The organism is Christiangramia crocea (assembly GCF_022410465.1).
In the GTDB taxonomy this organism is placed as follows: domain Bacteria; phylum Bacteroidota; class Bacteroidia; order Flavobacteriales; family Flavobacteriaceae; genus Christiangramia; species Christiangramia crocea.
The window spans coordinates 156,447-179,258 of the sequence record NZ_JAJSON010000016.1 but is presented as its reverse complement, the minus strand read 5'-3'; the positions used below and the strand labels follow the sequence as shown (position 1 = coordinate 179,258).

Sequence of the window (22,812 nt, the reverse complement as noted above, 5' to 3'; positions counted from 1 at the left end):
ACTGTATGAGTTATAAGAATATTCTAGAAGAGATTGAAGATAATATTTTAACGATCACGATAGACAGGCCTAAGAAGCTGAATGCGCTTAACAGGGAGACCATTCAGGAACTGCACAATGCATTTAAGGAGGCCCGATCTAATGAGGAGATAAAAGTGATCATCCTTACCGGAAGTGGGGAAAAAGCTTTTGTGGCTGGAGCCGATATTAGTGAATTTGCCGATTTTTCTCCAAAGGAAGGTAAACGACTGGCCGCCGACGGACAGGAAAAATTGTTTAATTATGTAGCGAACTTCCCTAAACCAGTAATTGCTGCAGTAAATGGTTTTGCACTTGGTGGCGGACTTGAGCTTGCTATGGCGGCTCACTTCAGAATAGCAAGTGATAACGCGAAAATGGGCCTTCCCGAAGTTTCCCTGGGTGTGATCCCGGGATATGGTGGGACTCAAAGATTACCACAACTTGTAGGTAAAGGTAGGGCTATGGAAATGATCATGACTGCGGGGATGATAGACGCGAACCAGGCCCTGCAATATAATTTGGTGAATCATGTAACCGAACAGGAAGAGTTACTGGAATTTGCAGAAGAACTGGCGAATAAGATCATGAAGAACTCCATGGTGGCTATAAGTGCTGCTATTAAATCTATCAATGCTAATTTTGAAGCGGGAGTGAATGGCTTTGAAACCGAAATTCAGGAATTTGGTCGTTCTTTTGGTACTGAAGATTTTAAGGAAGGAACTTCAGCATTTCTAAATAAGAGAAAAGCTGATTTTCCAGGTAAATAATTTAAAGAAGGCTGGCTAAAAAATAAATAGGGTTACACTTTAAATTTTTTTTAGCCATCTTTTTTATAATACTACTAGGAAAAAATCCTTTAAATAGGAAAAAATCCATATTTTTACTTCATGTTTTCTGAAGAATATATTAAAGGTCGTGGAGCTCAGTTGAATGTACCAAACAGGTTCGATCAGCACAGTCATGAAATGAGGGATGATTTTCTCAACTATTGCGCGGTGGAAGGAGATGAAGCCACCGAGTCACGGACCACCATAATAGATACTTTTCCCAAAACCATCGTGAATAAAGTGACGAGTCCCGATGTTGGACTTGAGTATTCCCTTAATCCATACCAGGGTTGTGAACATGGCTGTATCTACTGTTATGCGAGAAATTCGCATGAATACTGGGGTTATAGTGCCGGTCTTGATTTTGAACAGAAGATACTTGTGAAAAGGAATGCAGTGGAGTTACTGGAGGAAAAACTTAAAAGCAAAAGCTGGAAAGCAACTCCCATAGTGCTTTCAGGTAATACCGATTGTTACCAGCCGATAGAGAAAAAATTTCAGATAACCAGAAAACTACTTCAAACATTTCTGAAATACAGGCACCCTGTTGGGATGATCACCAAGAACGCACTGGTACAAAGAGATATTGATGTTCTCAGGGAACTGGCAGCTGAAAATCTGGTGCATGTGAATATTTCAGTTACCTCACTTCAGGAAGAAACCAGAAGGATACTGGAACCCAGAACAGCAAGTATCAAAAGGCGTTTGGAGACCATTGAAAAACTTTCTTCAGTCAGTATTCCAGTAAGTGTAATGATGGCCCCTATAATTCCTTCAATAAATTCTCATGAAATTATGCCTTTGGTTAAGGAGATTTCGGAAAGAGGGGCATTAGGAGTAGGTTATACCATTGTTCGATTAAATGGTGCAATAGGTCAGATATTCTCAGACTGGATAAGAAAAGCAATGCCAGACAGGGCAGATAAGGTTCTTCATCAGATAAAAAACCTTCATGGAGGCAGTTTAAACGATAGTCGTTTTGGCACCAGGATGAAAGGTGAGGGAGAATTCGCTTCGCAGGTGGCCCAGCAGTTCAAAATAGCCCGCAATTTATATCTTAAAGACAGGGAAAGGCCTAAGCTTAATTGTAAATTGCACGAAGAATATAAGGATGGCCAGATGAAGCTTTTTTAGGCTTCCCCATTCCATTCGGCGTAAAACTGATTTAGGTATTCTACCATAAAGGCATGGCGGTCTGCTGCGATCCTTCTTCCTGTTTCGGTATTCATCCTGTCTTTTAATAATAGTAACTTCTCATAGAAGTGATTGATTGTAGGGGCGTTTGAAGCCTTATATTCCTCTTTAGTCATGTTCAGTTTAGGTTCAATTTCCGGATCGTAAAGGGCTCTGCCTTTATAACCTCCATAATTAAAGGTACGGGCTATGCCAATAGCTCCAATAGCATCCAGCCTGTCGGCATCCTGAACTATATCCAGTTCTATAGAAGAGAATTTTTGGTCTGTATTACCTCCTTTAAAAGAAATATTCCTGATTATTTGGATAACATGATCTATAACCTCTTGAGATACTTCCTGAGATTTCAGGAATCTTTCAGCTCTTTCAGGACCTACGCTTTCATCTCCATTGTGAAATTTAGAGTCTGCGATATCATGAAGCAGTACACCGAGTTCAACTACCAACATATCGCAGGTTTCGCCCCTGGCGATTAGTCTGGAATTGTTCAATACTCTTTGAATATGGAACCAGTCATGACCTCCTTCGGCATTTTTCAGGCTGTCTTTTACGAATTGAATGGTGTTTTCTATCACAGAGGTTTTTGACATAAAAATTATTTAGCGTATATCAGCCGTAATGGTTCTCTCAACTTCCGCAGCAAGACTTGCAGGATCATTTGAATTTACCGGGATTGGCTTATGGGTTTTAAGGTGCACGTGTACGCCAAGGTCTATGGGGAAATTACCATGTTTAAAAAGCTTCCACGAGTTGTTAATAGTTATGGGAACCACAACTGCTTCAGGAACTTTTTTAAAGAGCATCATCATTCCGTTGGTCCTGAAGACTTTTGGTTTACCAGTGCGACTTCTCGTCCCTTCCGGAAATATAACTGCCGATCGGTTGGTACTGGCAAGATAATCTCCAAATTGACTCATTTTAAGAAGTGATTCCCTGCGGTTATTCCGGTCTATAAGTACAGAGCCCCCGTGCCTTAAATTAAAAGAGATGCTTGGAATTCCTTTTCCCAATTCTTTCTTACTCACAAATTTGGGATGGTTCTTTCTGAAATACCAGACAATAGGGGGGATGTCATACATTCCCTGATGATTGGCCACGAAGATGCAGGTCTTATCTTCCGGCAGATCGTATTCGTTCTCTACCGTAAATGTCGTACCCAGAATATTCAAACACCTTAAAAGGAAAAAATTAAAAATATCCACGCTTTTTTTATGGGCATCATAGCCACCAAGCTTAAGGCTTAGCCACTGAATTGGATGAAAGATCAGGAGAGTAAGGAAAAAGAAAATATAAAAAACGACCGATAAGGGGTAGGATAAAAATCTCTTCATTTTGGCTTTTAAAACTACAAATTTAGCTATTTCAAATTTTAGGCATAAAAAAACCACGCTGCCAGCGTGGTTTTTCTTTAGCTATCTAAATTGAGATTAGCAAAATTCATTATAGGCTCCTATAAGGTTTTCAGCGATCATGTCTGCCGGACGTCCTTCAATGTGATGACGCTCAAGCATATGAACAAGTTCTCCGTCTTTGAATAAGGCCATAGAAGGAGAAGATGGAGGGAAAGGTACCATATAACCCCTTGCTTTATCTGTAGCCTCTTTATCTACTCCTGCAAATACGGTGAATAAATTATCAGGTTTTTTACTGTTCTGTAGAGATAGTCTGGCTCCCGGACGCGCATTCGCCGCCGCACAACCACAAACTGAATTCACCACTACAAGGGTAGTTCCCTTAGCCGCCATTGCCTTTTCTACATCTTCTACAGTATGTAATTCTTCAAAACCAATGTTCGTAAGGTCTTCTCTCATTGGTTTTACCAATTCTGCTGGATACATATATCTTTGTTTTTGGTATTAAACGTTTATGAACGACAAAGATACCAAATTATGTTTAGGTGGGCATATATCAAATTTCTAATTACTATGTGTAAATAGGTTTGATTTATCGCTTTAAAAAAAGGGATATGAGCGGGCAGATTGCCATTTAAATATTGAAAATGTTATCTTAGCGGCTAAAGAAAATTGCCGATGATTAAATGGCTGGCCGCAATTCTGGGATATATCTACTTCCGGTTTCCCGGAGCTATTCTTGGATTTATTATAGGATCTTTACTGGATAACTATATACGTTCTTCAGGAGGGATGTTCAATTCACTTTTTGGTGAGCAGAAACAAAAGAAGGTCTCTCCGGGAGATTTTGAGCTTAATCTGCTTTCGCTTTGTTCTATTGTGATCAAGGCAGATGGAAATGTTTCTCAGACTGAACTGGATTATGTACGCTCTTATTTTGTACAGGCCTATGGTAAGGAAAGGGCAAATGCGACTTTTAGAACTTTTAATGAGGTGGTGAAGGACCGTCAGGTCTCGGCCTCCAATATAGCACGTTACCTTGCTGCCCGGACAAGATATGCCACCAGGCTTCAAATCATACATTTTTTATTCGGAATTGCCCAGGCCGATGGCAGGGTAAGCGATGCGGAAGCTGAAGTAATAAAAGATATTGCCGGCTATCTGCAAATAGGCCATCGCGATTTCGAAAGTATTAAGGCGATGTTCTTTAAAAAGACCGATTCGGCCTATACCATTCTCGAGATAGACAAAAGTGTCAGCGATGATGAGGTAAAAAAAGCCTTCAGAAAGATGGCCAAGAAATACCATCCCGATAAACTGGGTCATATGGATGAGGCCTATAGAAAGGGAGCCGAAGAGAAATTCAGAAAAGTGCAGGAAGCCTACGACCAGATCAAAAAGGAAAGAGGTATTTAAAAAAGCCTCCCGTTTTCACAGGAGGCCTTTCCAACTAAAACTAGTTATTTAAAAAGCTGTAAATCAAGTGATCAAACTGTATTAACTAGCCTTTAATCAATTCCTTCATTCTTTCTGAAGTCATATACTCAAAACTTCTTTTGCGAATCCTGAAATTTCTGTCCAGCACTAGCAGGGTTGGAAATGAGACCTTCTTATCTTCCCGGCTTGCAAGGATCAGTGGAATTTGATGTACTCCATTCCTTTTTGTCTTCGCCTGTTCATTGATGAAGGTCTGACCCTCAAACTCTATGGAATCCATACTTTCTGCATTCATTTTTACCGCATAATACTTCTCGTTGATGCTTGAGATTATATCCGGATTCTTAAAGGCGTTTCTGTCCATTTTCTTGCAGTAGACGCACCAGTCGGTATAAAAATATACCAGCACGGGTTTGTTTTCGATTTGAAGAGAATCGTCCAGTTGCTCGAAACCTATCCATTCGATCTCAGATTTTTGAGCTACCGATGTATGTAGGCAAAAGAGTAGTGATATGAAAATTATGCGTTTCATAGCCAGGCTTTAATCATGAAGGTTTCCGAATTTGATACCAAAGAAAAAAGTACGGGGCCTGGATGGTCCATAGATGTAATCTGAATCCCGTGTAGGGCCGGAATCAAAATCATCCTGATATGAATTGAACGCATTCTGGACACCCGTACTAAGGTTTATATGAAAGTTTTCTGTAATATCTATGTGCTGGGTCAGTTTTAAATTCACGTCTACAAATGAGGGGGACCTTCTCAATTCCAGAAATCCATTAGCATTCACCACTTTTGGAATGGTCATTTCCCCTGTATAAGTTCCTGTAAGGTCTGCTGAAAATCCCTCGAACGGAGAGGTATTGAAATTAAAATAACCGTAAAAATCAGGATTCCTTACAAATTCAGAGACTATCACATCTTCCTCTGAATCATTCGAAGCGACGGCTTCATATAGAACCTGATCTTCCTTGTATATGGATTTTTGATAAGTCCCTCCTAACTGAAAGGTCAGGTCTGAAGAAGGAGAAATTCCAATTTCAAAATTTGTACCGGTCACATAGGCACCACTACCGTTTCTAACTTCTTTGAGAATAGAACCATTTGGCAGGCTTGCTCCGGTGCTCACCGTTGTAAATGGGTTTTCCAACTCTGTATAGAAACCTTCTAGTAAAAAGTCGGTTTGGAGTTTATTGATACTTTTTGAATAATTGAAGGAGGCTGTATAGGCATTGGAAAATTCGGTTTCCAGGTCGTCAGAAAGTATCACGAATTGGGGTTCACCTCCAACCGAAGAAATATGAAGGTCTTCGTTAAAGGCCTGTGGAGCTCTGAAACCTCGCGCATATCCTCCCCGGAATTGTAATTCTTCAGTGATGTCATATAGCAGGGTTAACCTGGGGCTTAGCACTGTTTGATCTATTTCCGAGTTTCTTTCTATAGTTTCAACACGGTAATCGCCAAGAACATTCACATGGTCCAGTCTGGTCCCCAGCAATGCTGTAAAACTTTCCAGAGGCTTCCATTCGTATTGTGCAAATGCCGAGTAGGAGTTCACTTCCTGGTCTATAAACCTTTTATAACCCGCAATATCATCCCGGGTATTGCTGAGATTATACTCCAGCCCTGTGGTAAGCACATCATTGTTCTCAAAATTCCTGGTGTACTGGAAACCGGAAAGGAATGAGACATCTTTAGTATTTCCATATGCATTGGAAGCCGTGATGCTGTCCTGGGCTGTTCTTCCGCCACCAAGTCCCCCATAATAACTCTTCCTGTCGGTATGCTGTCCCGAGACATAGAAAGAAAAATTATTGGTCATCTCCCGGTTGGAAAGATCATAAGTAAGTCCTCCAATAATAGTATTATGATCGAGTTCTTCGGTAATATCTGTGAGATGAGGGGCTAGCTCCAGCCTGTCACCTCCTCTTCTGTATTCCTTAAGTGCTGTAAGGTCTAGCGTAAGCTTACTGGTCTCATTGGGTTTCATAAATGCCTTCGCACCCAGAGTGTTATTTGTGAGTTCTGTAATCTCGGTAAAGCCGTCTCCATTGGCATCATAAGCTGCACGGTCACGATTCATTCCATAGATGGTAACCCCGCTGTTAAGATCTTCTGTGACTACTGATCCCGTCACGTTAAGAGTTCTATCAGGGATTTTCCCGTCTATAAGGGACATATTTCCGGAAACATTCCATGTGTTAAGGACAGGTTCCTTTGTGATGATATTTACAGTTCCGGCTATGGCATTCGAACCAAAAAGTGCCGAACCCCCGCTCCTAACAACTTCTACACGGTCCAGGATAGAGGTAGGAATCTGCTCGAGTCCGTAAACACTGTTCAAAGCACTAAATACTGCGCGGCTGTTAATAAGTACCTGGGTGTAGCTTCCATCCAGCCCGTTTAATCGAACCTGGGTAAATCCGCAGTTCTGGCAGTTGGTTTCTACTCTTACGCCGGGTTGGAAGTTTAGGGTTTCAGCTACAGAAACAGATTGCGTGGCATTAAACAATTTGGAGTTGAGTACATTGACAATTACCGGGGCCTCCTTCAGGTTGATGCGGTTCCTGGTTGCGCTCACCACTACCTGGTCAAGTCCTAAGGCATCTTCCGTCAGATGTATATTTAACTTTTTCTCAATGTAGTCCTGAGGATCGATACTGATTTTTTTCGTTTTGAATCCTATGGCCTGGATAGTAAGCTCAACTTTTTCTGGCTTCAGGGAAATGGAAAAATTACCTTTTATATCAGCGCTGGTCCCGGTGGAAGTTCCCGAAATGAATATGTTTGCGAATGGTATTGGTCGTTCATCTTCAGTTACCAGGCCTGAAACCTCTATATTTTGTGCTCCCGCTGCCGAAACTACAAGGCTTAAAATAATCTTAATCAAACTCTTCATCAATCAAATTTTTGACAAAGGTATAAAATAATTTAGGTGAATCTAAAAAATTGATTAATCAAATTAAAAAATGTATTTTTGCCAAAAATAAAATTTATTTGATGTTTAGCTTATCTGAAGAAAATTACCTTAAGGCCATATTTCATCTTGAAACTTCATACAAAAGTGGGGTAAGCACTAATGCTTTGGCAGAAGAGATGCAGACGAAGGCCTCATCGGTCACCGATATGATCAAAAGACTTTCGGATAAGGATCTGGTCAACTATAAAAAATATCAGGGTGTTAAACTTAGTGAAGCCGGAAAGAAGGCTGCCATAGAAGTGATACGTAAACATAGGCTCTGGGAGGTTTTTCTGGTAGAAAAACTCGGGTTTAACTGGGATGAGGTTCATGAGGTGGCCGAGCAGCTTGAACATATAAAATCGGAAAAGCTTACTAACGAGCTGGACAAATTTCTGGAATATCCCAAGAAAGATCCACATGGAGATCCAATTCCAGATGCTAATGGTAAGTTTACTGTTGGAGACAGAATACTACTTTCTGCTCTTAGAAAGGGAGAATCGGGAATTTGTGTTGGGGTAAAGGATTCATCAGTAGAGTTCCTGCAATACCTGGATAAGAATGGAATATCCCTGGGTAAGGAAATCAGGGTTTTGGAAAAAGAAGATTTTGATCAGTCTATGCTTATCAAAATGGAAAAGAATGAAATAAGGATATCTCACCAGATATCAACAAATCTATTTATTAAAACATTATAGAATGGACAAGGTATTAGAGTATTTTCAATCGATAGATCCCGTGTTTGCAGCTTTTTTAGCCACCTTATTTACATGGGGGCTTACGGCTCTTGGAGCTTCCCTGGTTTTTATTTTTAGGGGAATGAATCGAGCTTTTTTCGACGGAATGCTGGGGTTTACCGGAGGAGTAATGGTGGCCGCCAGTTTCTGGAGTTTGCTAGCTCCTGGAATTGAAATGAGTCCGGGTGAAGGCTTTGAAAAAGTGGTGCCGGCCGTTGTAGGTTTTGCGATGGGAGCCTTTTTTATTTTTGGACTGGATAAGGTATTGCCCCACCTGCACGTAAATTTTAAAATGAGTGAATCTGAAGGAATAAAAACACCATGGCATAAATCAGTGTTGTTGACTCTGGCTATCACCTTGCATAATATTCCTGAAGGACTTGCAGTGGGGGTCTTATTTGGAGGAGTCGCGGCTGGTTTTGAAGGGGCTAGTATCGGAGGGGCTGTAGCCCTTGCCCTGGGGATCGGGTTACAGAATTTCCCAGAAGGTTTTGCTGTTGCGATGCCGTTGAGAAGACAGGGCCTAAGCCGCTGGAAAAGTTTTAACTACGGACAGCTTTCGGCTATAGTCGAACCGGTTGCTGCCGTACTGGGTGCCTGGGCGGTGTTGACCTTTCAGCCTATCCTGCCATATGCCTTATGTTTTGCAGCAGGGGCAATGATCTTTGTTGTGGTAGAAGAGGTAGTGCCTGAAGCCCAGCAGGGTAATTTCACTGATATCTCTACTATGGGATTCATTGGAGGATTTATGGTCATGATGACACTGGATGTGGGTCTTGGTTAGAATTTCCTGCAACTTTATCAAAAGGCTGTCGTCTTTATAATAAAGACTCTTATGAGAATCACTTTATTTATCCTTATACTATTCCATTCAGTTTTAATGGTAGGCCAGGATAATGTTACGCAAGAATACAATATTAAGGATGCCATACTCTATATGGGGGACTCAATGGCCATGGGTGACAAGTCCATTAAAGTCAAAAAGATTATTTCAGATTCCAGATGCCCAAAAGGGGTAAACTGTATATGGGAGGGTGACGTTAAAGTACTGGTGGAATTCTATGAAGATGGGAAATTCAAAGGGAATAAGGTCGTATCCGGATCTAGTTTCCCGGTAGGTGAATATAAGATCGTTCCCGGATTTAATATTTCAATTTCAGAATTTTTTGATGTCGAGGAACTTAATATTCAGAAGTTAGTCGTGACTCCTTATCCTGAAGCCGGTTATAAGATAAGCCCGGAAGAATATAGTGTGGAACTAACAGTTTCTGAACCTGCAGAAAAATAATCAGTCTCCGCAACCGCAATCTGAAACTCCGCAGGATCCGGTCTTTTTCTTACCACCTAAGAAAGAAGGTTTCCAGATAAATTTGGTAACCAGGTATCCTGAAGCTATTAGAAACGTTATAAAAACCAGTATTTCCTGTAATATTTCCATGTTTTTTAAGTCGTTTTAAAACAGATTCCTTACTATTTAAGCAGTTGAAATGCTATAAGGGCGACCACATATGCAAAGCTACTCATTACAACTAATTGAAGCAAAGGCCATTTCCAGGTATTTGTTTCCCTTTTTACGATAGCCAGGGTACTCATACATTGCATAGCAAATGCATAGAATAACAACAGGCTTACTCCGCTGGCGAATGTAAATAAGGGCCCGCCCAGAACGGGATTGGTCTCTGCGGCCATTCTGTTTTTTATGGTTTCCTCTTCATCGCTCCCCACACTATAAATGGTAGCCAATGTACCCACGAAGACCTCTCTTGCCGCGAAGGAACTTATAATGGCAATTCCTATTTTCCAGTCATATCCTAGGGGAGCAACAGCTGGTTCTATACCCCTTCCCATGATACCTATATAGGAATTCTTCAGCTTATAGGATGCGATCTCTTCTTCTATTTCATCCTGGGAGATGGTACTTTCAGAGTTGTATTTTGAAGAAACTATTTCCTCAGCATTTTCAAAATTTTCTCCAGGACCGTAACTGGCCAGTACCCATAATATCACTGAAATGGCAAGGATAATCTTCCCGGCACCTACAACGAAAGATTTTGTCTTTTCCACTACATTGATAGCTACATTTTTGACCATAGGTACCTTATAGTTAGGCATTTCGATCACAAAATAACTTTTGATCTTGGTCTTCATGATCTTATTAAGCGCCCATGCCGAAAAGATCGCCATGGCAAATCCAAGTAGATAGAGGATCATTAGTGTTAGACCCTGTAAGTTGAAGCCCATAAAGGCTTTGTCTGGAATTACCAGGGCTATAATTATAAGATAAACCGGCAGTCTTGCCGAACATGTGGTGAAAGGAACTACCAGAATGGTGATAAGCCTTTCCTTCCAGTGTTCAATATTTCTTGTGGCCATTACCGCCGGAATGGCACATGCCGTACCCGATACGAGGGGGACCACACTTTTCCCGCTCAGGCCAAAGCGTCTCATGATCCGGTCCATGAGGAATACAACCCGACTCATATATCCCGATTCCTCTAGGATCGAAATAAAAAGGAAGAGGAAAGCAATTTGAGGAATAAAGATCACAATTCCTCCCAGGCCGGGGATGATTCCTTCAGAAATCAAATTGGTGAAGACGCCGTCAGGGAGTGTGTTTTTTGTCCATTCACTGAGGGAGGCGAAAGTGGCATCTATCATATCCATTGGGTAGCTGGACCAGCTGTATATTGCCTGGAAAATAAGTAATAGAATTCCAAAAAAGATAACATATCCCCATACTTTGTGAGTAAGAATGCGGTCCAGTCTGGACCTTAGGTCTGTGGCGGCATTCTTGTCCACTGTCATGGTTTCCTTGAGTACCCCATTGATGAACTGATACCTTAGGATGGTTTCTTTTTGCTGAAGTCTTTTAAGGTCGCTTTTCGATTTGGTATAAAAATCTGAACTGCTGTTTATCTCGCTCCTGTTGATATTTCCGAAGTTCACATCCTGAGTGATGACCAGCCATAATTTGTACAACGACTGGTTTGGGAAAGCCTTGCGAAGATTGTCAAAATAATCCGGATCTATGATTGAAGCATTCACACATGGCTCAACAGGGATGTGCTTGTAATTTATGATGAGCTCCTTTAAATATTCGATTCCCATTCTTTTCCTGGCACTTACCAGAGCAACCTTTGTTTTTAGGCGTTCTTCCAGCAACTCAACATCAAGGGTGATTCCTTTTCGTTCCATCCTGTCGGCCATATTGACTACAAGGATTGTGGGAATACCAAGATCTTTTATCTGGGTAAAAAGTAGAAGGTTTCGTTTTAAATTTTCAACATCGCTAACCACAACGGCTACATCAGGGAAATCTTTATCGTTCTTATTGAGCAGTAGTTCTATTACCACATTTTCGTCAAAAGAAGAGGCATTCAGGCTATAGGTTCCCGGAAGGTCTAGTATATGTGCCTTTAATCCCCGTGGCAGTTTACAGATCCCTTCTTTTTTCTCTACGGTGATCCCGGGGTAATTTCCAACCTTTTGGTTAAGGCCGGTCAATTGATTAAATACTGAGGTCTTGCCGGTGTTGGGATTTCCAATTAAAGCAACATTAATTTGCTTAGCCATATTAGCCTATTAATTCAATTTCTATTAGTAGAGCTGTTTCCTTTCTAATTGCCAGGTGGCTGCCGTTAATGTTTAAATACATAGGGTCTTTGAAGGGTGCGGTTTGTACAAGCTCTACCTCGTTCCCTGGAAGGCAACCCATTTCGAGAAGCTTTAACGGGACCATATCTGCCGAGAACTCCTTGATAATTCCACGCTGGCCCCTTCTAAGATTAGCAACTGTCACCTTCACTTTTATTTAGATTGATTTTAAACAAGGCAAAAGTAATGGAATTTAACCCAATACAAAAGTTAAAGAGAGAAAAAGTAATGTTTAACGGTATTGGTCTTTCAACACCTTTAGATCATGCATTAGGTCTTCAATCGCCTGGGGATCGGTGCCGTCATAAAAACCACGAATCTGTCTGTCCTTATCCACCAGTACAAAGTTTTCGGTATGTATCATATCATACGGTCCGCCATCGCCAGTAGATTTGGTCGCCAGGTAGGATTTTCTTGCCAGGTCGTATATCTCCTTTTTGTCGCCGGTAACCAGATTCCATTTTTCATCGATTACGCCTTTTTCCAGGGCATATTCCTTAAGCACGGGAACGCTATCTGCTACAGGGAAAACGGTATGCGAAAGTAAAAGCACCTCCTTATCATCTTTGATCTCTTCCTGGATTTTGATCATATGATCTGTCATAACAGGGCAGATGGTTAAACAGGTGGTAAAGAAGAAGTCGGCTATATAGATCTTATCCTTATAATATTCCTGTGTAATGGTATCGCCATTCTGATTAATTAGACTGAAATCGGCAATTTTATGATATTTCCTTACATATTGTACGGTAGAATCCACCAGTTCGGCATTTACCATATCGGGCTGGTAAACGGGAAGTCTTTCTTCGGGAACCTTCAGGGTGTAAATTATATAAACTATAATTACTGAAAGGATAAAGAAAACTATGGCAAAGGTTTTATATCGTGCAAAAAACTTGAGCATAGTATTGAAATTTCTGCAAAGTTATGGTCTGATGTTCAAATAGTCGAATTCTCTATTGAAAAATTTCAGCGGTAGGAATTTGGAAAGAATATAAACTTTTATAGGAGTTTATAAAAACTTACTTTTGTGCGATTTTAAATTTGAAGTTAACTGATGGATCCATTTTTAGTAAAAGCCATACAATTAATATTAAGCCTGTCTTTTTTGATCGTTCTTCATGAATTGGGTCATTTTGTTCCGGCGAAACTCTTTAAGACAAGGGTAGAGAAGTTCTTCCTTTTCTTTGATGTGAAGTTCGCCCTTTTCAAAAAGAAGATAGGAGATACGGTGTATGGAATTGGCTGGCTGCCTCTTGGTGGTTATGTGAAGATTTCGGGGATGATAGATGAAAGCATGGACAAGGAGCAGATGGCTCAGCCTCCGAAAGAATGGGAATTCAGAAGTAAGCCAGCCTGGCAGCGACTTATTATAATGCTTGGTGGGGTTACAGTAAATCTTATTCTCGGTTTCCTGATCTATATGATGATCATGTTCGTTTGGGGTAAAGCTTATGTAGGACCCGATGAGATGCCGGAAGGTTTTGCCGTCGTGGATTCTTTTAAGGAATATGGCTTTCAGGATGGTGACAAGATTCTTCAGGTTAATGGAAAGGAATTCGAAAACAGCCTTGATATAAACAAGCATCTCTTTATGAGGGATGTAAGGACCATCACTGTAATTCATGAAAACGGCACGGAGGAAACCATCTCTATTCCTGAGGAGATAGGGGTGAGAATGTTTGAACAGGGAGTGATGCAGCCTTTTGTTCCTATTAACTACCCGGTTCTAGATACGGTAGCGGAAAATATGGCCGCTGCAAAAGCCGGACTTAAGAAAGGAGATAGTATTATTTCTTTGAATAATATCGAAATTGGATACTGGCATGAGATCGCGCCTATTTCTACTGAGAACAAGCAGAAGGAAATCGAAGTTGTCTATAAAAGGGACGGCGAGATATTAAGTACTTCGGTTCAACCAGATGAAGACGGAAAACTGGGAATTGCCCCGGTAACCGGGATCGAGATAAAGAGAAAGAATTTTGGCTTTGCAGAAAGTATTAGCAAAGGCTTTGATTATGGGTACTGGACGCTAAGAGATTATGTGTACCAATTCAAGTATGTGTTCAGCAAAAAAGGAGCTTCACAGCTAGGAGGTTTTGGAGCAATTGGCGGATTGTTCCCTGATACCTGGAATTGGGCCGGATTCTGGCATACCACAGCCTTGCTTTCCATCATTCTTGCATTCATGAATATTCTGCCTATTCCTGCACTGGATGGTGGTCACGTAATGTTCCTGTTGTATGAAATGGTAACGGGAAGAAAACCTAACGACAAGTTCATGGAGATTGCCCAGATGGTAGGCTTCTTTATTCTTATCGCACTGGTATTATTCGCCAACGGAAATGACATATATCGCTGGCTATTTGAATAGTAGAATTTCAAATAAAAATTAGATCAAAAAAATTAAAAAAATCTTTTGACAGCATTTAAAATTTGATTTATATTTGCAACCGCTTTTAAAGCAAAACCTTCCTCAGTAGCTCAGTTGGTTAGAGCATCTGACTGTTAATCAGAGGGTCGTTGGTTCGAGCCCAACCTGAGGAGCCTTTTGAAAACCCACCTCAAAAAAGGTGGGTTTTTTTATTTTTAAATCTTAAGGGAAAAGAAGTCTATCCTTAGCTTTAACCGATGAGGCATACGTTTGGAAAAGGAAATCTGTCTAAATCTTGGGCTTTTTAATTTTATACATAAGGAATAGGAATGAAGTCAATTCCTTACTGAATGGTTCCATTTTTTTAATCAGTGATACACCAGGTATAATTGTTTCTAAGTATCATTAGAAAGTCTATAGGAAATAATTAAAATGGATGCCTTTACAAAAGTCCATTTCATTCTGCCATTTATTTTTGTTTAATCTATTATTCCGGATTAGTCACAAATTGCAGCTCTTCCCCATATGACGTTCCCGCACCATTTTGACCAAAAAACCTAACATAATATTGAGTATTTGGCTCCAGATTTTCTATGGTAAAATCCTTTTTTTCACCATCTCCGGTAATCTTTGAATCATCTATGGTAACATTTGGGTTTTTACTCCAGCATACCCCGGTAATCAAGACAGAGGAGCCTCCATTAGATATTACCGTACCCATAACCCATGCTGAATTAGAAGTAACATCTCGAACTTCCACAGTAGCAACTTCCGGAAGTTTGAGCGATTCAAACTCAATTTCATTGGTGTAGAAAACACCGGATTCATTAAAAGCGTATCCCCTGGCGTAGTAAATTTTACCTGGCTCAAGATCTGGTAGATAGGTGGTGAAATGGCTTTCATTACTTCCAGGATCTGGAATTCGGGTTGCATTGCTATTTTCAAGTGTAAGACCCGGAGATAGGCTGTATAGCAATCCTCTCTCCTGTATGGCCAAGCCTCCATCTTCTTTAATGTTTACATACAGATGAATTTCAGGATCTGAATATGTAGAGTCGTACATTAGTTCACTAAACTTTATAATACCATCCAAGGTCTTGAATATAAGCTCAGATGAATCTTCACCTACATTATTCTTTAAAGTTAACCTAACAAAATAATTTTGATCCATTTCCAAGCCATTAATCTTCTTTAGAAACCCAATGTCTTGGGCTGATGGGCCTAATAAAGTATCCAAATACTTTACTGAATTATCGAACGTATTCGAAGTGCTATATTCCAAAATAAGCTGGGTGGACAAAGTATTTTCACCAATTTCAATATACGTCTCAACACTTTTTGCTTTAGGCTGGCCACCAGCAATATCGAATATTAAAATATTTGGTGCACTTCCCAGGGTATAGATGTCCATTGGATCCCCATAAGTTACTCCAATCTCGTTTTCCAATTTTAATCTTACCCAATAACGAGTACCTGGTTTAAGATCTTCAATCAATGCGGTAATATTTCCGTCCGAATAAGGACTTATAGGACTTTGGTCAACCTTTACAGAGTCTGCTTGTTCAAAATTCTGCTGGTATTCTATAAATTGGATGTGAACTTCGGTTTCCAAATAGTTGGGATTTACCGCTCCCTGAACTTCAATTTTGTGGGTTCCTGCAACTAGAGTTAAGTTGCCTATTTCTTCAGGCAAACCACCTAAGGTGGTAAAACTGTCTACAGGTGAACTAACATTGCCGAATTCGTTGCTTGCCGACACCTGATAGTGGTAAGTTGTGGCGGGCTTCAACCCCGATATATCTAAGCTTAATGATGTGACATTACTACCATTTATTGGGCTCTCGCTAAAAACAACCTTTTCATTCAAACTCTCAGTTACCCCATATTCAAAAATCACCTCGGTTTCGGAGTTGTTGGCCATAACCCTGCTAATTATTGCAATACTATCTGCTGTAATTACGTTAACCTCTACATTCGTTATTTCTGGATTTGTTGCTGTGAAATTTAAATAGCCTTCAACATATTGCTCAAACACGGGAATTGTTACTTCAATCCCTAATGATTCATAACGCTCTACGAGATTATTACGTATTTGGCTGGGATCAAGGTTTAGGGCAGATTGACGCAATTGCTCCAGAATACTGGTATCATCCAAAACCCCATCTTCTGCAATATCTGAAGAAATGCTGGCCAGGAGCTCAGTTAACTCACCAACACTTCTATTGCCCTGAAGGATGGAGGAAATAGTAAGAAGGATGGCATCTTTGGAAATATCAAGTAACTCTGAAGGGGCGAGATCGTCTTCGTGAATATTGAATATTGCCAGTATCTCTTTTTGAGCCATTTTTTTGGCCTCCTCAAAGGAGTGGCCTTCCTCAATAAGATGTTCAACTCTTTGCTTTTCCAAGTGGGTTAGAAGGTTAACATTTACGTCTGAAACAGATTGAACATTTGATAATGCATAAAGATTAAGTTGGGAAGAAGATATTTCACCTTTTACCTCGTCGAAATAGAATCCGTTAGCTGATAATTCAACGTACTCAGAGCTAAGATTAATATCACTAATCTCAAATTTACCGTCATTACTATTAATCTGAGTTGTGAAGCTTTTCCCGGTTTGGGTCATAGTATCATCCAGTTCGTGCATTACTATTCCCGTGCCGTTGACGTAGGGGCCTTTCTGAATATAGCCTGAAATCTTACTTATTTCAATTGATTTGGGATTTTCATTGGTTGGTTTCATAGTCTCATTTTCAGAACTTTTGCTGCAACTTTGAAGCAAGCCAAGACAGAATAGAATAACTATTAATTTTTTCATTATAAGCTAATTTTTGTGGAAGTGATAATTCTAGGAAGGAAGAAGATTCGATTTCATTTTTTAATTCGAAACATCTATAGTTACAATCCAGTATTTCTCTGGGGGAAGTAGTAAAAGATCTCGTTGACCGATTAACTGATATTTTTTGGGACCAATTCTAATCCATTTTTGTTCTCCCTGATATTGGTTGAAAAATATATTATCTGGTATGTAAGGTGTTTCTATGGTTATATCCAACTCTGATTCAGAATCATTTAGTATGAAACTATATCCATCACCATTTCTACATTTTGTTCCATTTTCAAAATCATAGTTTTTATCATGGATCATGATTGAACCAGTCATTGGGTAAGGAATTATCATATACTCCTTCTTTATAGATGGTTCTCTACTACAGGAAATTAAAAAAGGAACGAAAATGAATATTATTTTTAAATAATATTTAAGAGCTTTCATGTTTTGGTTAGTTAAGAAATTGGGTGCAATATTTAATTTGGAGAAATTTGTATTGGTAAAAAAGGCTTTAAGTTGTAACTGTTTGGTGTAAAAATAAATAATAATTAAATATTATATCTATATTATTCAAAAACATTAATTAATTATGAATAATTGGTAGTTTATTTAATGTATTTTAATTAGGTATATTCTCTGTGTTCTAAATTAGGTGACTATTAATGGAGTTAAACTGAGGTGCAAAAAGCAATAAACCAGTCTTGAAAAAGGCTGGTTTTTTTGTTTAATTATTTCAGGTGTAGTCCTGATGATCGGGATATCCTGAGCTTAGTCGAAGGAAGCCCAACCTGAGCAGCCTATTGAAAACCCACAACAGCCAGACACCTTTCCGTAATTTTTCTAAAGGCCATACAATCTAATTAAGCCCCATCCGTTATCTTAAAACCGGTGAAAATTACCCGGTTTTTAAATTAATCTAAACTACTAATTATGAAAGCAAATAGAATTCTTGCGGCAGTTGTTTTTTTCGCACTGCTGCTTCAGTCATGCTCCGATAATGATGACGATAATTCGGCTGGGCCAGATCTTAATGCTGTAGCTTTTTCAGCTGATGCACATGTACAAACTTCAACATTGCCTCAAAATATTCTGGATTATATAACTGAAAATTATCCCGATCTAAGAATAGTTGAGGCAGAAATTGAGGATAATCAGAATTATGAGATCGAGCTTAGCGATGGTACTGAATTGATATTTAATTCTGAAGGTGATTTTCTGGGTATTGATGATGAGGAAAATGAATTTGATGATGAAGAGATAGATCCATCTGATTTACCCCAAGTTATTCTCGATTTTATAAGTAATAACTATCCTGGTGTAAATATAGAAGAAGCTGAGCTGGAGAATAATGGGAATTATGAAGTAGAATTGGAGAATGATGTGGAACTTATTTTTGATGCCAATGGGAATTTTCTGGGTCAGGCACAGGATGAAAACGGTGACGACCAGGGAGAGGATGAAGAAGATATTGATCCAAGTGATTTACCTCAGATAATACTGGATTATATAGCTGAAAATTATCCTGATAATACAATAATTGAGGCCGAAAGTGAAGAAGAAGGATATGAGGTAACCCTTAATAATGGAATAGAACTGGAATTTGACCAGAACGGTAATTTACTTAGTGAAGAAGATGGAAATGGGGATGATGAAGAGGACGAAGAAGATGATAATGATTAATTAAAGCATTCTTTTAGGAACCTAGTAATAGTACTGAAATATATTAAGATATTCCTTATTGGTTCGAGCTCTGCCTGAGGAGCAAAACTAAGTTAAACCAGCCTTGAAAAAGGCTGGTTTTTTTTAGAACTGTGTATGGATAGTAAGATGCTGTTCAGAAGTAAAGGAAGAGGAATAAAAGACTCCAATTTTTGGTTTTTTAGGCCAAACAGCCAGGCCAGGTTTAATATTGATATATCAATTCCTGGCTTTAGTTATGCTATTTCGTTCTTCAATATTTCACCTTTTTCAAAATCCCGGATATTTTCTAAGGTGGTATGGGTTATTTCTTCCATAGCTTCTTTTGTGAAATAGGCCTGATGGGAAGTGATTAAGACATTTGGAAAGCTGATTAATCTTAAGATCATATCATCTTCAATGATACTTTCGGATAAGTCTTTAAAGAATAGATTTTCTTCCTGTTCGTAAACATCAATCCCTAAATATCCAATTTTCTTGTTAGCCAGGCCCTTTATAATATCTGCTGTGTCTATTAATGCTCCCCTGCTGGTGTTAATGATCATAATTCCGTTTTTCATCATAGATAAGGACTGCTCGTTTATCATATGCTTGGTTTCCGGATTAAGTGGGCAGTGCAGGGAAATTATGTCCGACTCTTTAAAAACATCAACCAAGGATTTATATTCTCCACCCAGGTTGATCACTTCATCAGATTCGTATTTATCGAAGGCAATAATCTTACAACCAAAGCCCCTGCTGATCTTACAAAAAGCTGTCCCGATTTTTCCTGTTCCTATAACCCCAACGGTTTTTCCATGAAGATTAAAACCTATAAGCTTATTTAAAGAAAAGTTGCTCTCCCGGATTCTATTATAAGCTTTATGTGTTTTCCTGTTCAATGTTAAAATCAGAGCTATTGCATGTTCTGCAACCGCTTCTGGTGAATAGGCAGGAACCCTTACCACCTTTATTCCGTATTCCTTTGCAGCTTCCATATCAACATTGTTGTATCCGGCGCAACGCAACGCGATTAACCTGACTCCATTTTTAAATAATATCCTTATCGCGTTACTATCAACCTTGTCATTCACAAAAATACACACTGCCTGATATCCTGAAGTAAGATTTGCTGTATGATGATTCAGAGGTGTTTCAAAATAAGTGAATGCAAAATTGGACTTCTCATTGTAACGTTCAAAGTATTCCTGATCGTAAGGTTTTGTACTAAATACTGCTATTTTCATATCATTTTTGGAGTAGATTGTCTGAGGAGCATAAAAACCGCTCATTTTTATTAAGGGCCCTTTCTTTTTTAACAGACTATTCTTGAAAAGGTTTATTATTCTCTAATTTATCATATTTTTGGCCTGAAATTAAAGATTGCTTAAAAAGTTTAGTTCTTTATATTTAGTAAAGAGCATATTGGGACACAATTTAGATTACGATTAATAACTATCTCCCTTAAAATAAAAAGGAATGGAAAATATTTACCTGTTAATGCTAGTGGCTTTGGTAGTGCTTGCTATTGCCGATCTCGTGGTTGGAGTTAGCAACGATGCCGTAAACTTTTTAAATTCGGCTATTGGGTCGAAGGCAATTTCATTTAAAACGATTATGATTGTTGCCAGCCTTGGAATATTTATCGGGGCGGTTTTTTCAAGTGGAATGATGGAGGTTGCCAGGAAAGGGATATTTGTTCCCGGGGAGTTTTATTTCAATGAGATCATGATAATTTTCATGGCCGTCATGATCACCGATATTTTACTCCTGGATTTCTTTAATACGCTGGGGATGCCTACATCAACCACAGTATCCATTGTTTTTGAATTACTGGGTGCGGCCGTGGTAATGGCTCTTATAAAGGTAAGTGCTGATGATGCCGGTACTTTTTCAGATGTATTAAATTATATAAATACAGAAAAAGCCACACAAATCATATCCGGGATTTTTCTTTCTGTAATAATTGCCTTTACTGTTGGTGCTATTATTCAAGCCTTGTCCAGGCTAATTTTTACTTTTGAGTATGAGAAGAAAATCAAGAATTTTGGGGCATTCTTTGGCGGTTTTTGTTTAACAGCGATCGGGTATTTTATCTTCTTTAAAGGCCTTAAAGGAACTCCTTATTATGCTGATTTTAAGGACGTGCTTGAGAGTCAGGCATTAATGATTATCATCGTCAGCTATATTTTCTGGACTATATTTTCTTTTGCCTACACAAAAATATTTAAGAAAAGCATCTTACCTATAGTCATTGCTATAGGAACCTTTGGGTTGGCACTGGCATTCTCAGGTAACGACCTGGTAAACTTCATCGGGGTGCCAATGGCAGCTTATCACTCTTTCCTGGCCTGGTCAGCTTCCGGTGAAGCTGCTACAACATTTTCTATGGAAGTGCTTCAGAATAAAGTGCCTGCACAACCATATTTACTCTTTATTGCAGGGGGAATAATGGTGTTAACCTTGTGGCTCTCTAAAAAAGCCAGAAGCGTAGCCGAAACTGAAATAGGACTTTCCAGACAGGGTTATGGCTCTGAAAAATTCGACCCTAACCTTTTGTCAAGAAGTGTAGTTAAAGGAAGCACAGCGCTTTTTGAAGGAATTAAATCCATTATTCCGATAGGGGCTAAAAGAAAAATGAGGGCGAGTTTTTCTAAACCTGACAAAGACGATTCCTATATAAATTATGAAGACAGACCGGCTTTCGATATGATCAGGGCCTCTATTAACCTAACGGTTGCCGGAGTATTAATTTCTATTGCAACTTCCTATAAACTTCCGCTTTCCACGACCTATGTTACCTTTATGGTGGCTATGGGGACCTCTCTGGCTGATAGAGCCTGGGGACGCGAGAGTGCGGTGTATCGTGTTGCCGGAGTGCTGAATGTAATTGGAGGATGGTTCTTCACAGCTTTTAGTGCATTTGCAGCGGCAGGGATCCTTACCTATATCATTTTCCTTGGAAGGGGGCCGGCAATAGCTATTTTATTACTGGTCGCTATAGGACTTCTGGTAAGAAATTATCTTTCTCATAAAAAGAAACAGGTTGCCAAGTCTGATAAATCCGGATTGCAGAAGTCTGAAAGTAAGACTGTACAGGGGATTATTGGTGAAAGTGCCAATAATGTTGCCAACGTGATCACCAGAACAAATAAGATATATACTGATGTTCTTGAAGGACTGGCATTACAGGATAAGAAAAAGCTTAAAAAGAGTAAAAAAGGAGTGGATAAGCTGGATGCTGAAATTGAGGAATTGAGGGATCATATCTTCTTTTTTATTAAAAGACTTGATGAAAAGAGTGTACGCGGAAGTAGTTTCTATATAACCATACTCGGATACCTTACAGATATTGCCCAGTCTCTGGAATTCATTTCCAAAAAGAGCTATAAGCATGTGAACAATAATCATAAGCCTCTCCGGTACAATCAGATCAATGATTTAAAAGAGATTGACGATAACCTGGAAAAATTGCTTAAGGAAATAGAGGAAGTGTTCAACGCTCATAAGTTTGATAAGATTAAAACTATTATGGCGCATAAGGAGCAAACGCTGTCTTTGCTTTCTGATAAGATCGAGAAGCAGGTTTCAAGAACACGTAATGAAGAATCCAGCCCCAAGAACACAACACTCTATTTTAGTGTGCTGATGGAGACAAAAGATCTGGTAAACAGCATTATGAAATTGATGGAAGAGTATAACGCCAGTTATAAGAAAGGTTAATTCTATCTATCTAAAAATTAAAAAGGC

The 22,812-nt window shown here is 39.3% G+C and carries 21 protein-coding genes and 1 tRNA gene; 10 read left to right on the top strand and 12 right to left on the bottom strand.

What is annotated here, in order from left to right; all coding sequences use genetic code 11:
* The first annotated feature begins 5 nt into the window (after positions 1 to 5).
* Together LU635_RS06770 and LU635_RS06765 are read left to right on the top strand one after the other, a co-directional pair.
* The gene (locus tag LU635_RS06770; protein WP_240097490.1) at positions 6 to 788 is read left to right on the top strand and encodes an enoyl-CoA hydratase/isomerase family protein; all 783 of its coding nucleotides are present in this window, start codon (positions 6 to 8) and stop codon (positions 786 to 788) included.
* A gap of 120 nt (positions 789 to 908) precedes the next feature.
* Positions 909 to 1,982 carry a PA0069 family radical SAM protein gene (locus LU635_RS06765; RefSeq protein WP_240097488.1) on the top strand — a complete coding sequence of 358 codons (1,074 nt, stop codon included), beginning with the start codon at positions 909 to 911 and terminating at the stop codon, positions 1,980 to 1,982.
* Here the strand turns inward: LU635_RS06765 and LU635_RS06760 are convergent.
* The 3 genes from LU635_RS06760 to LU635_RS06750 all read right to left on the bottom strand — a co-directional run bounded on the left by LU635_RS06760 (position 1,979) and on the right by LU635_RS06750 (position 3,880).
* Positions 1,979 to 2,632 carry an HD domain-containing protein gene (locus LU635_RS06760; protein WP_240097486.1) on the bottom strand — a complete coding sequence of 218 codons (654 nt, stop codon included), beginning with the start codon at positions 2,630 to 2,632 and terminating at the stop codon, positions 1,979 to 1,981. The genes LU635_RS06765 and LU635_RS06760 overlap by 4 nt on opposite strands.
* A 9-nt stretch (positions 2,633 to 2,641) precedes the next feature.
* Positions 2,642 to 3,373 (bottom strand): lysophospholipid acyltransferase family protein, encoded by a 732-nt coding sequence (locus LU635_RS06755; RefSeq protein WP_240097484.1) that lies wholly within the window; start codon positions 3,371 to 3,373, stop codon positions 2,642 to 2,644.
* 96 nt (positions 3,374 to 3,469) lie between these two features.
* On the bottom strand, positions 3,470 to 3,880 hold the full coding sequence (locus LU635_RS06750) for a BrxA/BrxB family bacilliredoxin (RefSeq protein ID WP_240097482.1): 411 nt from the start codon (positions 3,878 to 3,880) through the stop codon (positions 3,470 to 3,472).
* 192 nt (positions 3,881 to 4,072) lie between these two features.
* Between LU635_RS06750 and LU635_RS06745 the strand changes: the two genes are divergently transcribed.
* Positions 4,073 to 4,810: a TerB family tellurite resistance protein gene (locus LU635_RS06745; protein ID WP_240097480.1), complete on the top strand. Its 738-nt coding sequence runs from the start codon at positions 4,073 to 4,075 to the stop codon at positions 4,808 to 4,810.
* Between the two features lie 85 nt (positions 4,811 to 4,895).
* Here LU635_RS06745 and LU635_RS06740 read toward each other — a convergent pair whose 3' ends face one another.
* Entirely contained in the window at positions 4,896 to 5,363 is a 468-nt protein-coding gene (locus tag LU635_RS06740; RefSeq protein ID WP_240097477.1) for a thioredoxin family protein, read from the bottom strand.
* Between the two features lie 9 nt (positions 5,364 to 5,372).
* Entirely contained in the window at positions 5,373 to 7,730 is a 2,358-nt protein-coding gene (locus tag LU635_RS06735; protein WP_240097475.1) for a TonB-dependent receptor, read from the bottom strand.
* A gap of 101 nt (positions 7,731 to 7,831) precedes the next feature.
* Between LU635_RS06735 and LU635_RS06730 the strand changes: the two genes are divergently transcribed.
* Genes LU635_RS06730 through LU635_RS06720 form a run of 3 tightly spaced genes read left to right on the top strand, consistent with a single transcriptional unit; the run spans position 7,832 to position 9,815 of the window.
* On the top strand, positions 7,832 to 8,488 hold the full coding sequence (locus LU635_RS06730) for a metal-dependent transcriptional regulator (protein WP_240097473.1): 657 nt from the start codon (positions 7,832 to 7,834) through the stop codon (positions 8,486 to 8,488).
* A 1-nt stretch (position 8,489) separates the two neighbouring features.
* Positions 8,490 to 9,311: a ZIP family metal transporter gene (locus LU635_RS06725; RefSeq protein WP_240097471.1), complete on the top strand. Its 822-nt coding sequence runs from the start codon at positions 8,490 to 8,492 to the stop codon at positions 9,309 to 9,311.
* 51 nt (positions 9,312 to 9,362) lie between these two features.
* Positions 9,363 to 9,815, top strand: coding sequence for a hypothetical protein (locus LU635_RS06720; RefSeq protein ID WP_240097469.1), 453 nt, complete (start codon positions 9,363 to 9,365; stop codon positions 9,813 to 9,815).
* Here LU635_RS06720 and LU635_RS06715 read toward each other — a convergent pair whose 3' ends face one another.
* The 4 genes from LU635_RS06715 to LU635_RS06700 form a co-directional block, all read right to left on the bottom strand.
* A complete protein-coding gene (locus LU635_RS06715) occupies positions 9,816 to 9,965 on the bottom strand; it encodes a hypothetical protein (RefSeq protein ID WP_240097467.1) in 150 nt (49 codons plus the stop codon).
* A 32-nt stretch (positions 9,966 to 9,997) separates the two neighbouring features.
* Positions 9,998 to 12,100: a ferrous iron transport protein B gene (feoB, locus tag LU635_RS06710; protein ID WP_240097465.1), complete on the bottom strand. Its 2,103-nt coding sequence runs from the start codon at positions 12,098 to 12,100 to the stop codon at positions 9,998 to 10,000.
* A gap of 1 nt (position 12,101) precedes the next feature.
* Positions 12,102 to 12,332 (bottom strand): FeoA family protein, encoded by a 231-nt coding sequence (locus tag LU635_RS06705; RefSeq protein WP_240097463.1) that lies wholly within the window; start codon positions 12,330 to 12,332, stop codon positions 12,102 to 12,104.
* 81 nt (positions 12,333 to 12,413) lie between these two features.
* A complete protein-coding gene (locus tag LU635_RS06700) occupies positions 12,414 to 13,085 on the bottom strand; it encodes an SCO family protein (protein WP_240097461.1) in 672 nt (223 codons plus the stop codon).
* 153 nt (positions 13,086 to 13,238) lie between these two features.
* Here LU635_RS06700 and rseP point away from each other — a divergent pair, with 153 nt between their 5' ends.
* A complete protein-coding gene (rseP, locus tag LU635_RS06695) occupies positions 13,239 to 14,555 on the top strand; it encodes an RIP metalloprotease RseP (protein WP_240097459.1) in 1,317 nt (438 codons plus the stop codon).
* Between the two features lie 99 nt (positions 14,556 to 14,654).
* A tRNA-Asn gene (locus LU635_RS06690) sits at positions 14,655 to 14,728 on the top strand.
* A 314-nt stretch (positions 14,729 to 15,042) separates the two neighbouring features.
* Here LU635_RS06690 and LU635_RS06685 read toward each other — a convergent pair.
* Together LU635_RS06685 and LU635_RS06680 are read right to left on the bottom strand one after the other, a co-directional pair.
* Positions 15,043 to 17,373, bottom strand: coding sequence for a fibronectin type III domain-containing protein (locus tag LU635_RS06685; protein WP_240097457.1), 2,331 nt, complete (start codon positions 17,371 to 17,373; stop codon positions 15,043 to 15,045).
* 60 nt (positions 17,374 to 17,433) lie between these two features.
* Positions 17,434 to 17,829: a hypothetical protein gene (locus LU635_RS06680; RefSeq protein WP_240097455.1), complete on the bottom strand. Its 396-nt coding sequence runs from the start codon at positions 17,827 to 17,829 to the stop codon at positions 17,434 to 17,436.
* A gap of 486 nt (positions 17,830 to 18,315) precedes the next feature.
* Here LU635_RS06680 and LU635_RS06675 point away from each other — a divergent pair, with 486 nt between their 5' ends.
* The gene (locus tag LU635_RS06675) at positions 18,316 to 19,065 is read left to right on the top strand and encodes a PepSY-like domain-containing protein (protein WP_240097452.1); all 750 of its coding nucleotides are present in this window, start codon (positions 18,316 to 18,318) and stop codon (positions 19,063 to 19,065) included.
* A gap of 254 nt (positions 19,066 to 19,319) precedes the next feature.
* On the opposite strand, the gene LU635_RS06670 is transcribed toward LU635_RS06675, so the two are convergent.
* The gene (locus LU635_RS06670) at positions 19,320 to 20,309 is read right to left on the bottom strand and encodes a 2-hydroxyacid dehydrogenase (protein ID WP_240097450.1); all 990 of its coding nucleotides are present in this window, start codon (positions 20,307 to 20,309) and stop codon (positions 19,320 to 19,322) included.
* Between the two features lie 232 nt (positions 20,310 to 20,541).
* On the opposite strand from LU635_RS06670, the gene LU635_RS06665 reads away from it, so the two are divergent.
* A complete protein-coding gene (locus LU635_RS06665; protein WP_240097448.1) occupies positions 20,542 to 22,785 on the top strand; it encodes an inorganic phosphate transporter in 2,244 nt (747 codons plus the stop codon).
* Positions 22,786 to 22,812 lie beyond the last annotated feature (27 nt).

Bases quoted from the DNA above. Each gene is read 5' to 3' on its own strand.
- LU635_RS06735 (WP_240097475.1), bottom strand. From the start codon at position 7,730: ATGAAGAGTTTGATTAAGATTATTTTAAGCCTTGTAGTTTCGGCAGCG.
- LU635_RS06770 (WP_240097490.1), top strand. From the start codon at position 6: ATGAGTTATAAGAATATTCTAGAAGAGATTGAAGATAATATTTTAACG.
- LU635_RS06740 (WP_240097477.1), bottom strand. From the start codon at position 5,363: ATGAAACGCATAATTTTCATATCACTACTCTTTTGCCTACATACATCG.
- LU635_RS06665 (WP_240097448.1), top strand. From the start codon at position 20,542: ATGGAAAATATTTACCTGTTAATGCTAGTGGCTTTGGTAGTGCTTGCT.
- LU635_RS06730 (WP_240097473.1), top strand. From the start codon at position 7,832: ATGTTTAGCTTATCTGAAGAAAATTACCTTAAGGCCATATTTCATCTT.
- rseP (WP_240097459.1), top strand. From the start codon at position 13,239: ATGGATCCATTTTTAGTAAAAGCCATACAATTAATATTAAGCCTGTCT.
- LU635_RS06670 (WP_240097450.1), bottom strand. From the start codon at position 20,309: ATGAAAATAGCAGTATTTAGTACAAAACCTTACGATCAGGAATACTTT.
- LU635_RS06765 (WP_240097488.1), top strand. From the start codon at position 909: ATGTTTTCTGAAGAATATATTAAAGGTCGTGGAGCTCAGTTGAATGTA.
- LU635_RS06715 (WP_240097467.1), bottom strand. From the start codon at position 9,965: ATGGAAATATTACAGGAAATACTGGTTTTTATAACGTTTCTAATAGCT.
- LU635_RS06750 (WP_240097482.1), bottom strand. From the start codon at position 3,880: ATGTATCCAGCAGAATTGGTAAAACCAATGAGAGAAGACCTTACGAAC.
- feoB (WP_240097465.1), bottom strand. From the start codon at position 12,100: ATGGCTAAGCAAATTAATGTTGCTTTAATTGGAAATCCCAACACCGGC.
- LU635_RS06720 (WP_240097469.1), top strand. From the start codon at position 9,363: ATGAGAATCACTTTATTTATCCTTATACTATTCCATTCAGTTTTAATG.
- LU635_RS06700 (WP_240097461.1), bottom strand. From the start codon at position 13,085: ATGCTCAAGTTTTTTGCACGATATAAAACCTTTGCCATAGTTTTCTTT.
- LU635_RS06760 (WP_240097486.1), bottom strand. From the start codon at position 2,632: ATGTCAAAAACCTCTGTGATAGAAAACACCATTCAATTCGTAAAAGAC.
- LU635_RS06685 (WP_240097457.1), bottom strand. From the start codon at position 17,373: ATGAAAAAATTAATAGTTATTCTATTCTGTCTTGGCTTGCTTCAAAGT.
- LU635_RS06725 (WP_240097471.1), top strand. From the start codon at position 8,490: ATGGACAAGGTATTAGAGTATTTTCAATCGATAGATCCCGTGTTTGCA.
- LU635_RS06745 (WP_240097480.1), top strand. From the start codon at position 4,073: ATGATTAAATGGCTGGCCGCAATTCTGGGATATATCTACTTCCGGTTT.
- LU635_RS06675 (WP_240097452.1), top strand. From the start codon at position 18,316: ATGAAAGCAAATAGAATTCTTGCGGCAGTTGTTTTTTTCGCACTGCTG.
- LU635_RS06755 (WP_240097484.1), bottom strand. From the start codon at position 3,373: ATGAAGAGATTTTTATCCTACCCCTTATCGGTCGTTTTTTATATTTTC.
- LU635_RS06680 (WP_240097455.1), bottom strand. From the start codon at position 17,829: ATGAAAGCTCTTAAATATTATTTAAAAATAATATTCATTTTCGTTCCT.